Source organism: Fulvivirga sediminis (assembly GCF_016757215.1).
GTDB classification, from domain to species: Bacteria; Bacteroidota; Bacteroidia; order Cytophagales; family Cyclobacteriaceae; genus Fulvivirga; species Fulvivirga sediminis.
In genome coordinates this window covers 334747-353265 of the sequence record NZ_JAESIY010000001.1, presented here as the reverse complement: position 1 = coordinate 353265, position 18519 = coordinate 334747, and the positions used below count along the sequence as shown (strand labels likewise).

Below are 18519 nucleotides of genomic sequence, written 5' to 3'. Positions count from 1 at the left end.
TTCTTTCGCTTTATGCTTGGAATAATACTCACATAATGAACAAATGGATTTTCAATCCATATAGTGTCAATAAATACAAGCAATATTATCGGTTTATTACTAGCGGGTTTATTCATAATGACACCATGCACCTCATCTTCAATATGTTTGTACTATGGATGTTTGGTAAAAATATAGAATACATCTTTACTACTATTTTTGGCTCTATGGGCCTCATTATTTATGCTGCTATGTTTTTACTAGGTATAATAGTAGCAGACATCCCTACCTACCTAAAACACAAAGAACACGCCTATTACAATGCCTTAGGCGCCTCAGGCGGAGTTTCATCTATACTCTTTAGCTTCGTATTATTTGCCCCCAATGAACCTCTCTATTTATACGGAATTATTGGTTTACCAGGGCTAGTATGGGCAGCAATTTATGTCGCATACTCTATATACATGGGTAAAAAAGGAGGCGACAATATCAATCATGATGCCCACCTCTGGGGCGGGCTCTTCGGCATTGCCTTCACTATTGGCGTATACCCAGAAGTATTAATTCTCTTCTTCAACCAATTGAAGGAATTTAGTTTGTTTTGATCATTAATAAACTAATTTGGTTTCCACCAAGACGGTTTTCTAGTGGTAGGACTACCTGAATAGGCTAAGCAACTTAGACAAGTTTCAGCATAAGGACCTAAATCTTTATAGTATATACAATTATATCGTAGGTCATCTTCAACATAATATGATAGTTGACTCTTTTTAAAATACCATCTATAAGCACTTTCCCCTACTACTGAAAAGAATCCATTTACAGGTAATTTCGACGAGAAATTAGTAGGCAAATTATAAGGTTGCGCAGAAGGAATAAGGCCATCATCTATGCTCTGTTGCATTTCCAGCCAAAAATCATACGTTGGTTTATTCAAATGTTCTTGGATGATCAATACTGAATAATCATAATATATCTTTTCATTATCATGCGTTTGCACAAAGAACAAATTCTCTTCATGAGAAGCTCCTGCCCCTTTCCCCATAACGTATCCGTTTAAATAATTTTTATCGGTAACCCAACAAACCTTATTAGGATCTTCAGGCCCCACCATTGCTGCCTTAAATACCCACATAGCTTGAAATTTCCATCGATAATAAGACACCTCATTATTTACTGTATTATTCCCCATACTGGCTTTAACCATGATACCATTAACGGACACTATTTCATTATCCAAACTACCTGCAGGAATTATATCCTTTTCTACCTCATCAAAAGAAACAGTGTCTATGTGGTCATCTGACACATATTTAGGTAAATACTGCCATGAAGAGGTATACTCTACTTCATCATATATTACCTTCAACCTATAGCCAATTCCTGCTTTTGCTTTGAAATTATCATGCTCTAAGTAAAACAAGCCGTCCTCCTGTCCCGAGGGGGTGTACTCCAGATATGAGCTATCTGACATTTCAAGTCTTACTTCAGCATTATTCACCTTAGCCGGGCGAGTATTCTTAACGCTATTTGTTAAAGACAATTTCACTGTAAAATACCTACCATCAGAAGGATAAGCCTTGGTATCTAAATAAGACTTATTAGATATCATAGACTCAATTACTAGATTAGTTGATTCATTTTCAACGTTAAAATCATAAGGTTCTTTGCACCCATTGATTATATTGAAAAATAGTATAATATATATCAGAATTCTCTTCATTGTTCCTAAATTAATTATCAGCATTTTGTAGTCTAATTCATTGTTAGAACTATCAGCTACCAAATAAAATTGACCTTACTTTCTTCTAAAAAGGCTTATAATTATTTATATTTTGAAATTGTATGAAATAGAAGGAAAAATACTTCCCAAAATGGATGTTTTAGTGGCCTTACCATACTGATCAAAAGTGATAGAGTAAGCATTTTTTCGACCATACAGATTATAAAGTGAGAATACCCATTCACCAGTAACCTTTCTTCCCTTATACTTTCGGTCTTTCAAGGTATATGAAAGGTCCAACCTATGATAATCAGGTATTCGATATTCATTCCTATTAGAGTAATTCAAAACCGCCAAATAACCATCATAAGAAAACTTAGAAATAGGAATAGTAATCGGCCGGCCAGTACTGTAGTTAAAATTTAATGACAATACACCTCTCAAGCCAGTTCTATAATTTAATACTAGCGAAGCATTATGAGGTTGATCATAGGCTGAGGGGTAATAATCTCCATTATTAATCACATACTGTTCACCCCTACTATCATCATTAAACTTTCTTTTACTACGAGAATAAGTATAGGATATCCATCCATTTATTTTACCCGACTTCTTCTTTATCATCATCTCCAGACCATAAGCTTTTGCCTCTCCTCTGGCCATACCTTCTTCTAAAGAAGGGTTTAGTGTAAGATCAGCTCCGTCAATATAATCTATAGCATTTTTAGTCGTTTTATAAAAAACCTCTGCTGATAACTCATAATTATTGGTATCAAAGTTCTTAAAGAAACCAACAGAAAACTGGTCTCCTCGTTCGGGTTTTAAGCTAGGTCCGCTATTAATCCAGTAGTCTTGTGGGGTAGTTGCTGTAGTATTAGAAACTAGGTGTAGATATTGATAAGATCTATAATAACTTAACTTCCAAGAACTCGAGCTATTCATTAAATATCTCAAAGATATACGAGGTTCCCACCCATGATAACTTATAATCTTCTCTCCAGAATCATATAAGGTGGAATCCTGTATAGTAGGATAACGAGACTCGATACGATCATAATCAAAGTCATAAATAACATCCTTCCCCAGCCGTGAAAAGTGAGAATATCTGATCCCTGCTACTATAGAAAACTCCTCACTTATGGACCAATCACCTTGCGCAAAAAAAGCCGACTCCAAACTATATTGATTATGCATATTGGAGGGTTCAATACTAACCTGCTCACCATGAGTTTCTAATTTGCCTGGCTCAATGTCATTATATAAAAATTCTAAACCTACCTTATACGTAACATCTTGGTTCTGTTCCCAATCGGCCGCGTACCCTAACTTAACATCATTTATCCCATTATAATAACTAAAACCGTCAACAGGGCTTGGATTATTAACTTCTGATAAATAACTACTATAGCTAAGGGAAAAATTTGAGGCAAGCCTATCATTAAAATTATGATCCCAATTAATAGCCAAATTTTGAGATTCCCAACTAAAGGTAGAATCGCTTGCCAACTTAAAATCATCATAGCTTCGATAGGCCGTTAGACTTACTATATCTTTCTTACTAATATTATATAATAACTTAGCAGTGATATCATTAAAGTTAGCCGAGCTTTGCTTCAATTGTATATCATCGTTAGCATGTAGAAGCCAATTACTGTAAGAAAGTCTCCCTCCTACCATAAACGATACTTTAGAGCCAATGGGGCCTTCCACATTCAGTCTACTGGAAATTAAACCTATCCCACCACTAATGGCATAATGATCCAAACTCCCATTTTTCAACTTCACATCCAGAATAGAAGAAAGTCTCCCTCCTAAATTAGCAGGACCACCACCTTTATAAAGAGCGATATCACTCACCATATCTGGATTAAAACCTGAGAAAAAACCGAACATATGTGATGGATTATACATAATGGCTTGATCTTGCATAATCAAATTCTGACCAATCTCCCCCCCCCTTACATTAAACCCAGAAGACAACTCTCCTGTAGTACTCACCCCAGGTAATGTAGTAATGCCTCTAATCGGGTCCACTTCCCCCAAGAAAGTTGGTAATGTCTTTAGAGTTTCAATCCCCATAGATTCAATACCTGTGATTTTACTTTGAAAGTTGGCATCTTCCTTTCTAGCTGATATGACCACACCCTCCAGCTCCTTAGATTCAGGAAAAATCTCTATCTTAATTTCTTCGTTTTGCCCATAAACTTTACTTTGAGCAATAACCAAAGACAGGCCCTCATACCCCACATATTTTACATTAACTATATTATAGGTGCTTGATAAATTATCAACTTCAAAACTTCCATCAGCTCCAGTTAAAGTTCCTGTATTAGAATCCTTATTCAAATATACTTGAGCTCCAATCACAGACTGACTGTTGCTTCCATCAACAAGGTTTCCAATAAAACTCTCATTGCTAACAACATACAAGTTAACTCCTTCTTTAACAAAACCGGGAGATTCACTTTTCGGAACAATAACGGCAACATGATCTCCGTAAGTAAGCACCTTGTATAAGACTAAATAGTACTCTAGATAATCAACTATTCTTATTCTGCCATTTACCTCTTGTACAGTATAAGGCATTATCATTTCTTCGTTGAAAATAAAGTCTATATTATAATCATCTTCCAAGTTATACAACAACTCACTGAGCACTTTTCCATTTGCATCCTTATCTATAAAAACACTCTTTAAATCCTGAGCATAACTTGACGACAAAATGAATACAAAAGAACCCAACAAGGTGATTTTAATAGAATACATCAATTTCAATTATTGTCCAAATTATATTATTAACAGCATAAATTACATAAAATATTACACAAAAAAAAGGCCTCTCTATTTAAGAGAAGCCTTTAATTATCCTATATTTCGAATTTTAATTCACTGTAAATGCCTCAGATGTTACATCACTTATATTCCCTGCGGAATCCTGTGCTATGTAATAAATCACATAATCTCCAGTAGCAATAGAAACAGATTCCTCAACAGAAATCATACCGCTACCATTAGCAACTCCACTTCCAAAATCCCCGATTTTAGATATTGCGGGTTGGTCAGATGGTAATATTGCATAATAGATAGTACCTCCACTAACGTCACCAATAGCAGCTGACACCCTAACCACAGTACCAGCTACACTAACAGCAGTAGCATTAATTGTTGGCTTGGTGTTATCTAGCATTAAAGGCATGTCTGTAATTTGCTGATCAAGCTTATTACCACCCAAATCCTCAATATTTAAAAGCTCAGCCTCTATCTCTCCATCAGCTAATCCAGTTTTATAGAAAGATAATTGCTTCTCATAAGTTTTCACTGTAGCTCCTTGCCATAATGTATCCACCCTGAGTGTATTAACACCAGAAGTTAGCTCCACTAATATGTAAGGATACTCGACATCATTGCCATCTTTATCTTTCTCTTTTTTAATCCCAGCAGGCTTAATTTCTTCCGTAAACTCAGCAGTTAATTTACTAGAGACTGAATCTATATCAGAGACGTAACCAGGTGAAAAACTTAAATGAGCTATTGGCTCTATATTATCCACCTCATAACCTCTAACATATACAGTATCAACTCTGGCTCCACCGTACTCTTCTGTATTCACTATTTTCCTAATAAGTATTTCCGGTGTACCGTTTCCTGATCCTGCTGTAAAGATGCCAAAATAGACTTTCTCTGATTTAGGCAATAATTGTACATCTCCCAAGGTTGCATTTAAGAAAGGTTCTCCTTCATTAAAGTCTGTTGTATCTTCCTCATTTAGAGTAGAAAACATAACAGAATCTTTCATAATCGGAGACGCAAACTCGAAGAATATAGTATCGCTAACTCCCTCCTTCAATACTCCATACTTATGCTCCTTACTAAACTTTACTTCGACCCCAGCATCAGGACCAGCTACAGCTATCGCAAAAGTTCCAGTTTCCACTCCATTAGTTACTGTTAAAACCACAGTTCCTACTTCTTTGAAAGATACTTCAATCGAACTTCCTTTGGTAGCTCCAACTATATCTGCAGAACCTGCTAACGTCCAAGTAAACTCACCTGGATTATTAACATCACCTAGAGAATAAGTAGCTTTAGAATACGGAGCTACACTAGGAGATCCATCAATGTTTACCCTATAAGGGCCGCTGAAATCATCATCATCGCTACATGCTACCACAAAAGCCACAAGTAGGCATATAATTAAATGTTTTGTTAATTTTCTCATATTACTCTTATTAATCTTTTGTGCTTAGTTTACGTCCCAGAATAGATGAGTAGAAACCTTATCCTCTCCTATTTTACTTTGAGCAGCTTTTAGGTTTTCACCGTTAAGTTGTGCTTCATTGAGAGGATAAATAAATCTTACAGGGATATCATTTAGTGTCTTTCCAGGAGGTGCATTAAATGCTGCAAAATCAAGGCGCTTCCATGTATTCCATGCTTCAAAACCTTGAACATAAAGTGCTATCCACAGCTGGACACCTATCTTTTGCTTGTAATCACCAGAAGCACTTGCATAAGCAACACTAGATTGTGCAACATAATTTTCATAACCATCTGCTCCCCACTGATCAAACGATGCCTTAATTCCACTATTATAATGATCTTCAACACTTCCTGTCACATTATAGCCACCTCTGGCTACAGCTTCAGCCATTAAAAACTCAACCTCTGCATAATTAAATATGGTACCCTCTAAATCAGGAGTATAAAAAAGATCTCCTATATGACTATATGAAGTGAAACCGTTAGAGCTTCCATAAATACCTCCTTTATAAGTATCAGTACCTAAGTTTTCTGCGAAATAAATTGATCTTCTTGGATCGTTAAGGTTATTTAAGATATTGATAAATGTATTTGATCCCACAAAATCATTTCTCCCACTTAATTTTAAATCCTCATACAAGGGATTTGTATTTGGAGCACTTCCATAATAAATGATAGACGCATTATCAGCATTACTTTTAAACGCACCTTCAACAGCAGAATTAAATATAGCTATAGAAGTAGTTTTATCAACATCTGCCAATCTCATAGCTACACGTAACTTTAGAGAGTTTGCGAACTTAACCCAAGAAGCTGAAACACCGTCATAAACTGGGTCTTGCGTTGCAGAAAAAGCCTCTTTTTCTGTATCTATAGCTGCAATAGCAGCATCCAAGCTATCAACGCTTGCCAAATAGATAGTTTTTGCATCATCATAAACAGGTGTTAAATTATCTGGATTTAAAGCTTCTGTATATGGAACATCACCAAAAACATCCACTAACGTTAGATATACATATGACATCATTATGTTAGTTACAGCCAATTGATTTCTAAGAACACCCTCTTGTGTAGATTCTCCGGATGCCAACTCTTCCTTAATAATATCCTTGGCGGTTTTGAAATCAATCAACACATCTCTGTAGGCATTATTCCAAAAAGACCTTGGCAAATTACGCGACGTCAAATCGAACTGACTTTCCGATGGATAAGTAGTTTGAGCCCAATATTGAGCATATAATTTAAATACGTTTTCATTTACGCTGGTATTGAGCATATTATCATATGTCTCTCTCAATCCTTGCGTAAATAAACTCTCAGCTCCAACGCTCGAAGGATTTCTTTTATCCGTATTGAGATCATCGAGCCTATCATCACACCCTATAAAAAAGAGTGCAATGGTTAATATATATATAATTTTTTTCATGTGTCTCTAGTTCAAAATTAAAATTTGATGTCTGCTTTGAAACCTAAAGTTCTAACTGTAGGATATGATCCAACCAGGTAACCTTGTGCAGGGCCTGCTCCAAGTCCTGATTCAGGATCTGCATAGGGTACATTTTTATGAATTATCCATAAGTTTCTTCCTACAATTGATAAATCTACACTTTGAGCAAAAGAATCAGTCCATTTAGATGGTAAACGATACCCAATTGACAACTCTCTCAACTTAACGTAAGAAGCATCATACATAGTCATTGCGCTAGGGTTGTAATCACTATTACCCCAATAAAATGCTCCTGCGTAATTAGCATCTGCATAAGTGGTATTTACAGATCCATCTTCGTTAACTCCAGGATTAAGAACGCCACCACCTGCAGATACAGCATCTCTAATAGGATTTCCTTTATCATTCAGACCTACAGTATTCTCATACAAACCAGTACCTTGTCCGTAATGCATATCTAGTGAATATACATCCCCACCTTTCTGAACATCTACCAAGAAGCTCAGTGAAACCCCTTTGTAAGAAAATGAGTTGGTTACACCTCCAATCCAATCTGGATTTGGATCACCTATAATCTGATCTGCTTCTGATACATAAAGACCATCAGAATTAACTACTTTCTCTCCATTTAAATATTTGAAACCCGTGCCTTTAAACACTCCGAAAGGCTGACCTACAGTGGCATTAGAAGTAATACCTCCTCCAAAACTTTGAATAACAAAGTTTTCAGTTCCACCTAACAACTCTAAAACTTCACTTTTATTCTTAGTAAAGTTCACTGCTACATTATATTTAAAATCATTACTTCTCACGACATCACCTGAAAGCACAACTTCAACACCTTTGTTTCTTATCTCTCCTGCATTTACAAATTTCTTTGTATAACCAGTAGCCCCTGAAACATCAATATCTAGTAGCTGATCAGAAGTTGTTCTGTTGTAGTAAGCTACATCTAAGTTAACTCTTCTATCTATAGCCGTTAGCTGTACACCAAATTCATACTCACGAGTTTGCTCCGGCTCAAGAATATCATTGTTTTTGGTATTAGGAAGAGAAGTAAGAATTGAATTTCCAAAGTTATTTTGTCTTAGGAAATAATCTTTAACTCTTAAAGCTCTAGTATCATTACCTACTGTACCATAACTCGCTCTCAATTTACCAAAATCAATCCAGTCTATATCTACTATTTCAGTAAATACAAAACCTAAACCTAATGAGTAGTAATCATACTGGTTATTATCCAATGGAAGAGTAGAAGAAACATCTACGCGATAGTTTCCATCAAAATATAAGAAGTTCTTATACCCTAAGTTTACGTTAGCAAAATAGCCATAAACCTCTTTTTCCCACAAAAACTCATAAGGAAAAGGATTAGCATTAACAGAGTTGCTCAACGCGTATAAACCAGGTACTGCCAGTCCACCACTAGTTGATTTCTGGCTGTAATTATAACTTTCCTTTCTAAGGTTAAAACCGATCAAACCATCCAAAGAAAAGTCTGTACTCAATTGTTTATTGAAACTTAAAATACCATTATAGTTATATTCCGTGTTTTCAATATCAGTTCTTTGGTAACCAGAACCAACGTCATTAAGATTTACACCAAACGCCGTTGGAACGCTACCTACAGCTCTTCTTTCTTCCCTCACCTCGGTATAATGGTCTATAGACGCTCTGCCTGAGAATGTTAACCACTCGTTAATTTTATAGGTTAATCCAACTTTTGACAAAGTACGGTCACGAGTTGAAGTACTATAGTTTTCATATCTTGTCCAGTAAGGGTTGTCCCAGTAAATTGGCGTAGTTGGATTGTTATAATTTGCAGCGTTCCAAGTATAGTTTTTGCCCGTTCTATCATACCAACGCTCAAGTTCTTTTACATCCACATTCACTTGCCACCACTGACGGAATTGAGTCATGATGTTATCAGAATAACCTGTTGAGAACAAACCGTCAAGATCTTGTTTATTATATTGGAACAATACATCCGCAGATAATTTATCGGTCAGCTGAGATGATCCCGTGAAATTAATAGTATTCTTATTCATTGATGAATTCGGCATAATATCATCAATGTTCAAATTAGTATAGCCTAACCTAAAAGTACTTTTTTCAGTGCTTCCTGAAAATGCGATACTATTATTTAATGTCACTTGAGATTCAAAAAAGTCATTAGGAGTATTTTTTGCAGCCACCCAAGGTTGTTTCTTCATGAAGTTTTCTGATTCTGGTATAAAAGAATCCCATTGGTAAACATTCAAATTCGGGTTAAATGCTGCTCCATAAGAACCATCATCATTAGTAGGAACTACCCAGTCTAATTGTCCATCTCCGTCAATATCCTCTTGTAGGAAATAACTATCAGCATTTTCGCCATATGAAGGGAGGTAGCCTGCACCATATTGCTTCTGATACTCTGGTAAAGTTTTTCTATTCACCTTACCTACAGTAACCCCTGTAGAAAAGTCAACTCCAATACCTTTTTTTCCAGAACCTTTTTTAGTAGTGATTAATATAACACCATTTTGTCCTCTAGATCCATAAAGCGCCGTAGCTGCCGCACCTTTTAACACAGACATAGAAGCTATATCCTCTGGGTTAATATCTGCGGCGGGATTACCATAATCATACCCAGCGTTACCAGCCTGTTGGTTAGCGGTATTATTAGTCTGGTTGCTAATAGGTACCCCATCAATAACAAATAAAGGCTGATTATTACTAAAAGAAGAGTTCCCTCTAATTGTAATATTGGTTGAGCCTCCCATGGTATTGTTTGTTCTTACTTGAACACCTGATACTTTACCTGATAATGAATTTATAAAGTTACTTTCCTTTACTTTACTAACAGCATCAGAATCTAATGTTTGCTGAGAATAGCCTAATGAAGCTTTATCTCTAGAAACGTTCATTGCTGTAACAACTACTTCTGTAAGCTGCTGAACATCATTGGCCATCTGCACATCAACTTTACTTCGTCCGCTAACTGCAATTTCTTGAGTTTTTAAACCCACAAAAGAAAAAACCAAAGTTGAATTTTCAGGAACGCTAAGAGTATAGGCACCCTCAATATCCGTTACCGTACCATTAGATGTCCCCTTCACAATAACGTTTACTCCCGGCAAACCTGATCCGTCCGCTGCAGACGTCACTTTGCCGGAAACAGTTCTTTCTTGTGCCCACGTAACCAGCGAGAACACGAAAAAACTCATAAATAGTAATAGTTTCCTCATAATTAGTTGTTTTAGGTTATTTTAGTTAGAAATGGTACTTCTGTCAGAAATACCAAGTTGCCAAATTAACACAGGTCAATGTAAAAACAAAATCCAATTTTGATTTCAAATGAAATATTGAGACAAAATTTCGATTTTACCCTTAAAGCATAGATTTAAATAAAAAACTGCGTGAATTACAACTTGAATCGTTTTCTGCGTACCAATGTTAAAACAATAAACAACTAATTTTCAAATAGTTCTAAAATAATCCTCTTTTTTTTAAAAAAATCATAATGCCAATTACCTGAGGATACTCTGAAGTGGTATAAACAAAAAAACCTTCTCGAAATACATCGAGAAGGCTTATATAATGCGTTTTTTATAAAAAGCTTACGCCTGAGCTTCTACAGATACGAATGATCTGTTATTTCTTCCTTTTTTAAAGGTAACAACACCGTTAGTTAGAGCAAACAAGGTATGATCTTTACCAATACCTACATTTTTACCTGGGTGATGCTTGGTTCCTCTTTGTCTTACGATAATGTTTCCAGCTATAGCTTGCTGTCCACCGAAGATCTTTACACCTAGTCGTTTACTTTCCGACTCTCTACCGTTTTTAGAACTACCAGCTCCTTTTTTGTGTGCCATGTTCGTTAAATGTTTTTATTATACTTAAGTATCTGTTCTCTAAATTTAGTTCAAACTAACAGGAAGTGCTTTAAGCAGCTTCTTCTGTAGATTCCTTCTTTTTAGTGGTCTTTTTTCCTTTACCAACGATATCTTCTATCTGTATTTTGGTAAATTGCTGACGGTGACCGTTTTTCTTCTTGTAACCTTTTCTTCTTTTCTTTTTGAAGACGATTACTTTATCACCTTTTACATGACCCAGGATTTTTCCTGATACTTTGGCACCTTCTACTAATGGTGCACCTACTTCGATCGTATTGCCATCACCTAATAACAATACGTTACCGAACTCAACGGAAGCGCCTTCTTCGCCCTCCATCTTGGGAGCATACACGAATTGGTCTTTTGTTACTTTGAACTGCTTTCCGGCTATGTCAACTATTGCGTACATGTAACTTATAGATTTTTAAAATGGACTGCAAAGTTAAACCAATTATATTAAATATCAAACACTTGTTTGGATGATAATTATTACCTTTCTTAAGACACATCTTGCTTGCTTAGCTTGCTTATATTGCTTGACTTGCTTGGAATTATCAAACGCTTTATTTTAACTTCGTATTTCTTTTCATAATATGAAACTCAATATACCAGAAAAATACGCGGATTTATACCTGAAAGCGCTCTCAGAACGTAAGCGTATGCTACAAGACAAAATAGCTGAGTTTCAGAGAGAAATAGAAGATATTGAAAATCATATGAGCGCGCTTACGAGTATACCCATCTTCCATGATAACCTACCCACTAGCAAGTCAAAATATCAAAACAATAGCTATCAGGAAGAGTGGCCATGGTCAAGAAAAATCACTTATTATCAAGAACTTAACAAACAAATCATGACCTCAGCAGAGGTTGTAGATTTTATTTTAAGTAAAGAACCAGATTTAGACAAAAACAAGGTAAGAAGCTCAATATCAGCAGCTTTATCTAACAAACACCGGTCTGGAGATTATATAAAATTTGTAGATCCAGTTACTAACACGGCCTACTATGGCCCTCCAGAATGGTTTATAAATAAGGAACAGCCCCATCTAACTTATGTACCAAACGATCTTAAAAAAAGGCTGGTAGGTAGATAATCTAATGTAAGAAATATTGCTTCAAGTGAACTTCAACAGCTTGATTTTGTGGAAAACTTTTTAAGATTTTTTCAACCCCTTTTCCAGCCCCTCAGAGGCAAACTAACAATTGAAAAAACAATGGTAAATCATTGACTAACAAATAATTATATCGAATAAGCAGCGTAGGACATGCGATCTGCCATCAGCTTTGATTTTTCTTCTCGTTTCTTAATTTTGCATCAGCTTTTCAAGGCTACAGAGTCTATGACCGTTCTGAAATGTACCTGTAATTTTTAGGACAAATATTTCGTTTTAATTAAACATTGACCTCTGGTACATTTTAATAAATAATAAGTTTCCAACTTAAAATAAGTAAATGATGAGTGACAGCACAAATGCCATTGAAGAACCTATACTAAAAGAGAACAAAAACCGATTTGTATTATTCCCAATACAGCATGATGATATCTGGGAGTTTTACAAAAAATCAGAAGCCAGCTTTTGGACAGCAGAAGAGATCGATTTAGGGCAAGACCTAAAAGACTGGAATAATCTCAATGATGGCGAACGTCACTTCATATCTCATGTACTAGCCTTTTTTGCTGCTAGTGATGGAATTGTAAATGAAAATCTTGCAGAAAATTTCGTGGCTGAAGTACAATATACAGAAGCTAAATTTTTCTATGGCTTTCAAATAGCAGTAGAAAACATTCACTCTGAGACTTACTCTTTACTTATAGACACTTATATTAAAGATGCCAAAGAAAAAGACAGGCTCTTTAATGCTATCGACACGATGGACTGCGTGAAGTTGAAAGCTGAATGGGCGCTCAGATGGATCGATAAAGGAAGTTTTGCAGAACGTTTAGTGGCATTTGCGGCAGTAGAAGGAATATTCTTCTCAGGAAGCTTCTGCTCTATTTTCTGGTTAAAGAAAAGAGGGCTCATGCCTGGTCTTAGTTTCTCTAATGAGCTGATCTCAAGAGATGAAGGCTTACACTGTGATTTTGCTTGTTTAATTTATAATAACCACCTCGTAAACAAGTTGCCTAAAAGCACTGTTAAGGAAATCATTAAAGACGCCGTTTCCATTGAAAAAGAATTTGTTACTGATGCTCTTCCTGTTTCTCTTATAGGTATGAATGCTGATTTGATGTGCCAATACATTGAATTTGTGGCAGATAGGCTACTGCAAGAGCTTACCGGAGAGAAAATATACGGAGCAACTAACCCGTTTGATTTCATGGAGATGATCTCTTTACAAGGAAAAACTAACTTTTTCGAGAAAAGAGTAGGAGATTACCAAAAAGCTGGTGTGATGAAGAAAAGTGATGATTCTTCTCCTAAGTTTTCTCTTGACGAAGATTTTTAATTGTTTCTGTTTTATAAAAAACCAATATAACCCCCGATATATATGCTAGTGATAAAAAGAGACGGACGGCGTGAGTCTGTCAAATTTGATAAAATTACCTCCAGAATTGATAAACTTTGCTATGGCCTTGATATGAACTATATCGAGCCTGTAGATATTGCAAAAAAGGTTATAAATGGAATATATGATGGTGTTACTACCGTAGAGCTGGATAACTTGGCAGCCGAAACTGCTGCTTCAATGACTACGAAGCACCCTGATTTTGCTTTGTTAGCTGCAAGAATGGCTATTTCTAACCTTCATAAGGTAACTAGCAAGTCTTTTTCAAACACAATGAAAAGACTTTATACTTATGAAGACCCCAAAACAGCAGAAAATGCACCTTTAATTTCTAAAGAAGCATATGGGGTTATCAAGAAAAACGCTGCTTTACTAGACTCTACCATCATATACGATCGGGATTTCAACTACGACTACTTCGGGTTTAAAACTCTAGAAAGATCTTACCTCATGAAAATAGATGGTAAGATAGTAGAAAGGCCTCAGCATATGCTTATGAGAGTAGCTGTAGGTATACATATGGATGACATTGAGTCTGTAATTGAAACTTACAACTTGCTAAGTGAAAAATGGTTTACTCACGCTACACCTACACTTTTCAACGCAGGTACTCCAAAGCCTCAGTTGTCTTCATGTTTCCTACTTACCATGCAGGAAGATAGTATCGATGGTATTTATGATACTTTAAAGCAGTGTGCTAAAATCTCACAGTCAGCTGGTGGTATAGGGTTGAGCATCCATAACGTAAGAGCTACCGGATCATATATCAAAGGAACAGGGGGTGTTTCTAACGGTATAGTACCTATGTTGAGAAACTTTGATATGACTGCCAGATACGTAGATCAGGGTGGAGGTAAAAGAAAAGGTAGCTTTGCTATATACCTTGAGCCTTGGCATGCAGATATCTTTGACTTCCTTGATTTAAGAAAAAACCATGGTAAAGAAGAGTTAAGAGCCAGAGATTTATTCTACGCTCTTTGGATTTCGGATTTATTCATGAAAAGAGTAGAAAACAATGAAATGTGGTCTCTTTTCTGCCCTAACGAAGCTCCTGGACTAGCTGATTGCTATGGCGATGACTTTGAAAAACTATACACTAAGTACGAAAGTGAAGGCAAATACAGAAGACAAATAAAAGCCCAAGACTTGTGGTTTGAAATACTGGAAGCTCAAATAGAAACAGGAACTCCGTTCATGCTTTATAAAGATGCTGCCAATAAAAAGTCTAACCAAAAGAATTTAGGTACTATTAAATCTAGTAACTTATGTACTGAAATTATGGAATATACTGCTCCTGATGAAGTAGCGGTATGTAACCTGGCATCTATTGCACTTCCTAAATTCGTTACTGAAGAAGGTACTTTTGATCATCAAAAACTTTATGTGATAACTAAGGTAATTACCCGTAACCTCAACAAAATTATTGATGTTAACTATTACCCTGTTGCCGAAGCCAAAACATCAAACTTAAGACACAGACCTATAGGTATAGGTGTACAAGGTTTGGCTGATGCCTTCTTAATGTTAAAAATGCCTTTTGACTCTGAAGAAGCTAAAGGATTAAACAAAGATATCCACGAAACCATCTACTTTGCTGCTATGACAGCTTCTATGGAACTAGCTCAAGTAGAAGGACCATATGAAACATTTAAAGGTTCACCGGTTTCTAAAGGTATATTCCAGTTTGATATGTGGGGAGTGACTCCTGAGTCTAACCGTTGGGACTGGGCTTCTTTGAAGCAGCAAGTGAAAAAGCATGGTGTAAGAAACTCTTTGTTAGTAGCTCCAATGCCTACTGCCTCTACTTCGCAGATACTTGGTAACAATGAGTGCTTTGAGCCTTATACTTCAAACATTTATACCAGAAGAACTTTATCAGGTGAGTTCATTGTAGTGAACAAACACTTAATGAGAGATCTGATTGAGCTTGGAATTTGGGATGACGATATGAAAAACAGATTGATCGAAGCTAACGGTTCGGTTCAAGGTTTCGCTGATATCCCTCAAAACATAAAAGACAGATATAAAACTGTTTGGGAACTCTCTCAAAAAGTTATTATAGATATGGCTGCCGATAGAGGAGCTTATATTTGCCAAAGCCAGAGTATGAACGTTCATGTTCAGGAACCTAACTTCGGTAAGTTAACCTCTATGCACTTCCACGCCTGGAAAAAAGGCTTGAAAACTGGAATGTACTATCTAAGAACAAAAGCCGCTGCTTCTGCTATTCAGTTTACAGTTGATAAGTCTGCCAAAAATCAACCTGTAGCGAGAAATGTAGAATTAGAAGAGCAAAATCGCTCAGACATGGCTTGTTCTTTGGATGATCCGGATTCTTGTGAGGCTTGTGGAAGTTAATTTATGTCACCTAGTTAATTCACTTTAACTTGAAGTCCCGATCCTAATAGATCGGGACTTTTTTATTTCCTTATACCAATGGTGCCTCTCTACTCAACTGCTTTTCTTAAATTCGCTGACCAATAATCTATTACATAACCATGAAAAAAATAATACTAGCATTTATTGCTCTACTTTATATGGATGTTTCATTAGCCCAAAAAAAAATAACAGTTTCTGATGTTTTTGAAAAAGACACTTTCTCCCAAAAGAGTGTTTATGGCATTAATTGGATGAATGACGGACGCTACTACAGCGCCCAGGAAGGAAATGACATTGTAAAATATGATGTTACTACCGGTGAAAAAGTTTCTACTATACTCAATGGAGATGACCTCAACCCTTCCATAAAATTCAAAGGCTATACTTTCAGCAAAGACATGGATAAAATCTTGTTGATGACTGAAAGGGAGAGCATTTACAGAAGATCTTATAAAGCAGAATTCTATGTATATGAGATGGAAAGCAAAAAACTGGTAAAGCTATCAGAAAATGGCAAACAATCATACGCTTCATTCTCCCCGGATGGTTCCAAGGTGGCATTTACAAGAGATAACAACCTTTTTTATGTAAACCTCGATGACATGAGCGAGGTTCAAATTACTAATGATGGTAAATTCAACCACATCATCAATGGTAGTACCGACTGGGTATATGAAGAAGAGTTATCATTTACCAAAGCCTTTGAATGGTCTGGAAATAGCGAGCAGCTATTCTTTCTTACATTCGATGAAAGCAAAGTAAGAGAATACAACATGCAAGTATGGCATAACGGACAGCTTTATCCGGAAGATTATCGCTTCAAATACCCAAAAGCTGGAGAGGATAACAGCCAGGTTACCGCACAAATCTTTTCTCTTAAAGACGAAGCACTAACCAAAGTTGAACTACAGGGTGATGACAAAGAGTTTTATATAGCCAGGATAAAGCCTACGAAAAAAGCTCAAACACTAGCATTAATAAGGCTTAACAGACTCCAAAATAAAATTGATTTACTCCATGTAAATATGAATAATGGAGAAGTAAAAGAAGTACTTTCAGAAAAGTATGACACCTATGTAGACATAGATTTTATTGACGAACTATACTACCTGGAAGATGGAGACCAATTCATCTGGGCTAGTGAAAAATCCGGGTTTAAGCATTTATACCTTTATAATACTAATGGCAAGCTTATCAACCAAATAACTAGTGGCAAGTGGGAGGCATTATCTATTGCTGGTGTAGAAGAAAAAGGGAAGAAGGCTACCATCTACTATACTTCAAATGAAGGATCGCCCCTGGAAAAATATTTCTATTCTGTTGGCATTAATGGTAAAGGCAAGCAAAAGCTCACTGACCAGCAAGGTGTGCATAACATTAATATGAGCAAAGATCAGCAATACTATATAGATTACTACTCTAGCGCCACTGATCCTTTGAAAGTTACGTTATATCAGACTAGAGGAAATAAAAGAATAAAAGTATTAGAAGATAATGCAGCTCTAGTAAAAACTACCACTGAGTATAACCTTCAACCGAAGGAGTTTTTCACTTTTAAAACTGTAGACGGTACAGAACTCAATGGTTACATGCTTAAACCAGAAAACTTTGATCCAAAGAATGAATACCCGGTTCTAATCTATCAATATAGTGGTCCAGGTTCTCAGAATGTATTTAACTCATGGGCTGGAGGGCAATATTACTGGCACCAGATGTTGACTCAAAAAGGATATATAGTGGCGGTTATTGATACTCGAGGTACTGGTGGTCGTGGAGCTGATTTCAAGAAAATTACTTACAAGCAACTAGGAAAACATGAAGTACAGGATCATATAGAAGCCGCTAAATACTTAGGCAGCCAACCTTATGTCGATGCCAGTAGAATAGGAATTTGGGGCTGGAGCTATGGTGGTTACATGAGTTCTTTAGCTATTTTAAAAGGAGCAGATGTATTTAAAGCTGCTATAGCTGTGGCACCTGTAACTAATTGGAGATTTTATGACACCATCTATACTGAAAGATACATGGATACTCCTCAAAATAATGCCTCTGGTTATGATGATAACTCTCCAACCTCCTATGCAAATCAACTAAAAGGCAACTTTCTGCTTATTCATGGCACAGGAGATGACAATGTCCATTTCCAAAACTCAGTAGCATTACAAAATGCATTGATCCATAACGGAAAACAATTTGACTCTTTTTACTATCCTGACAGAGCGCATGGCATTTACAAAGACAGTGCTCGCCCGCACTTGTGCACCATGATGACCAACTGGATATTAGAAAACCTTTAAAGCATATCAGAAGGCTGCATTATTAAAATAATGCAGCCTTCT

General features: G+C 36.3%; 12 protein-coding genes. 5 read left to right on the top strand and 7 right to left on the bottom strand.

Features of this window, described 5'->3' with window-relative positions:
- The first annotated feature begins 35 nt into the window (after positions 1–35).
- Positions 36–584: a rhomboid family intramembrane serine protease gene (locus JL102_RS01555; protein WP_237390295.1), complete on the top strand. Its 549-nt coding sequence runs from the start codon at positions 36–38 to the stop codon at positions 582–584.
- 11 nt (positions 585–595) lie between these two features.
- Here the strand turns inward: JL102_RS01555 and JL102_RS01550 are convergent, their stop codons facing one another.
- The 7 genes from JL102_RS01550 to rplU all read right to left on the bottom strand — a co-directional run bounded on the left by JL102_RS01550 (position 596) and on the right by rplU (position 11699).
- The gene (locus JL102_RS01550; protein WP_202241921.1) at positions 596–1702 is read right to left on the bottom strand and encodes a DUF4249 domain-containing protein; all 1107 of its coding nucleotides are present in this window, start codon (positions 1700–1702) and stop codon (positions 596–598) included.
- Positions 1703–1807: 105 nt separating this feature from the next.
- Positions 1808–4468, bottom strand: a complete 2661-nt coding sequence (locus tag JL102_RS01545) for a TonB-dependent receptor (protein WP_202241920.1) — start codon at positions 4466–4468, stop codon at positions 1808–1810.
- A 115-nt stretch (positions 4469–4583) separates the two neighbouring features.
- Positions 4584–5921, bottom strand: coding sequence for a hypothetical protein (locus JL102_RS01540; protein ID WP_202241919.1), 1338 nt, complete (start codon positions 5919–5921; stop codon positions 4584–4586).
- Positions 5922–5945: 24 nt separating this feature from the next.
- Positions 5946–7388 (bottom strand): SusD/RagB family nutrient-binding outer membrane lipoprotein, encoded by a 1443-nt coding sequence (locus tag JL102_RS01535; protein WP_202241918.1) that lies wholly within the window; start codon positions 7386–7388, stop codon positions 5946–5948.
- Positions 7389–7405: 17 nt separating this feature from the next.
- The gene (locus JL102_RS01530) at positions 7406–10639 is read right to left on the bottom strand and encodes a SusC/RagA family TonB-linked outer membrane protein (RefSeq protein ID WP_202241917.1); all 3234 of its coding nucleotides are present in this window, start codon (positions 10637–10639) and stop codon (positions 7406–7408) included.
- Positions 10640–11011: 372 nt separating this feature from the next.
- Positions 11012–11269: a 50S ribosomal protein L27 gene (rpmA, locus tag JL102_RS01525; protein ID WP_202241916.1), complete on the bottom strand. Its 258-nt coding sequence runs from the start codon at positions 11267–11269 to the stop codon at positions 11012–11014.
- Between the two features lie 70 nt (positions 11270–11339).
- Entirely contained in the window at positions 11340–11699 is a 360-nt protein-coding gene (rplU, locus tag JL102_RS01520; RefSeq protein WP_202241915.1) for a 50S ribosomal protein L21, read from the bottom strand.
- Between the two features lie 184 nt (positions 11700–11883).
- Here rplU and JL102_RS01515 point away from each other — a divergent pair, with 184 nt between their 5' ends.
- The 4 genes from JL102_RS01515 (at position 11884) to JL102_RS01500 (ending at position 18477) form a co-directional block, all read left to right on the top strand.
- Complete coding sequence (locus JL102_RS01515; protein WP_202241914.1) at positions 11884–12387, top strand: hypothetical protein; 504 nt, start codon at positions 11884–11886, stop codon at positions 12385–12387.
- A gap of 361 nt (positions 12388–12748) precedes the next feature.
- Positions 12749–13741, top strand: a complete 993-nt coding sequence (locus JL102_RS01510; protein WP_202241913.1) for a ribonucleoside-diphosphate reductase small subunit — start codon at positions 12749–12751, stop codon at positions 13739–13741.
- Positions 13742–13783: 42 nt separating this feature from the next.
- Positions 13784–16159 (top strand): ribonucleoside-diphosphate reductase subunit alpha, encoded by a 2376-nt coding sequence (locus JL102_RS01505; protein WP_202241912.1) that lies wholly within the window; start codon positions 13784–13786, stop codon positions 16157–16159.
- A gap of 140 nt (positions 16160–16299) precedes the next feature.
- The gene (locus tag JL102_RS01500; protein ID WP_202241911.1) at positions 16300–18477 is read left to right on the top strand and encodes a S9 family peptidase; all 2178 of its coding nucleotides are present in this window, start codon (positions 16300–16302) and stop codon (positions 18475–18477) included.
- The last annotated feature ends 42 nt before the right edge of the window (positions 18478–18519 follow it).

Coding starts and splice junctions, on each gene's coding strand:
- JL102_RS01510 (WP_202241913.1), top strand. CDS start 12,749: ATGAGTGACAGCACAAATGCCATTGAAGAACCTATACTAAAAGAGAAC.
- JL102_RS01540 (WP_202241919.1), bottom strand. CDS start 5,921: ATGAGAAAATTAACAAAACATTTAATTATATGCCTACTTGTGGCTTTT.
- JL102_RS01505 (WP_202241912.1), top strand. CDS start 13,784: ATGCTAGTGATAAAAAGAGACGGACGGCGTGAGTCTGTCAAATTTGAT.
- rplU (WP_202241915.1), bottom strand. CDS start 11,699: ATGTACGCAATAGTTGACATAGCCGGAAAGCAGTTCAAAGTAACAAAA.
- JL102_RS01535 (WP_202241918.1), bottom strand. CDS start 7,388: ATGAAAAAAATTATATATATATTAACCATTGCACTCTTTTTTATAGGG.
- JL102_RS01500 (WP_202241911.1), top strand. CDS start 16,300: ATGAAAAAAATAATACTAGCATTTATTGCTCTACTTTATATGGATGTT.
- JL102_RS01530 (WP_202241917.1), bottom strand. CDS start 10,639: ATGAGGAAACTATTACTATTTATGAGTTTTTTCGTGTTCTCGCTGGTT.
- JL102_RS01550 (WP_202241921.1), bottom strand. CDS start 1,702: ATGAAGAGAATTCTGATATATATTATACTATTTTTCAATATAATCAAT.
- rpmA (WP_202241916.1), bottom strand. CDS start 11,269: ATGGCACACAAAAAAGGAGCTGGTAGTTCTAAAAACGGTAGAGAGTCG.
- JL102_RS01545 (WP_202241920.1), bottom strand. CDS start 4,468: ATGTATTCTATTAAAATCACCTTGTTGGGTTCTTTTGTATTCATTTTG.
- JL102_RS01555 (WP_237390295.1), top strand. CDS start 36: ATGAACAAATGGATTTTCAATCCATATAGTGTCAATAAATACAAGCAA.
- JL102_RS01515 (WP_202241914.1), top strand. CDS start 11,884: ATGAAACTCAATATACCAGAAAAATACGCGGATTTATACCTGAAAGCG.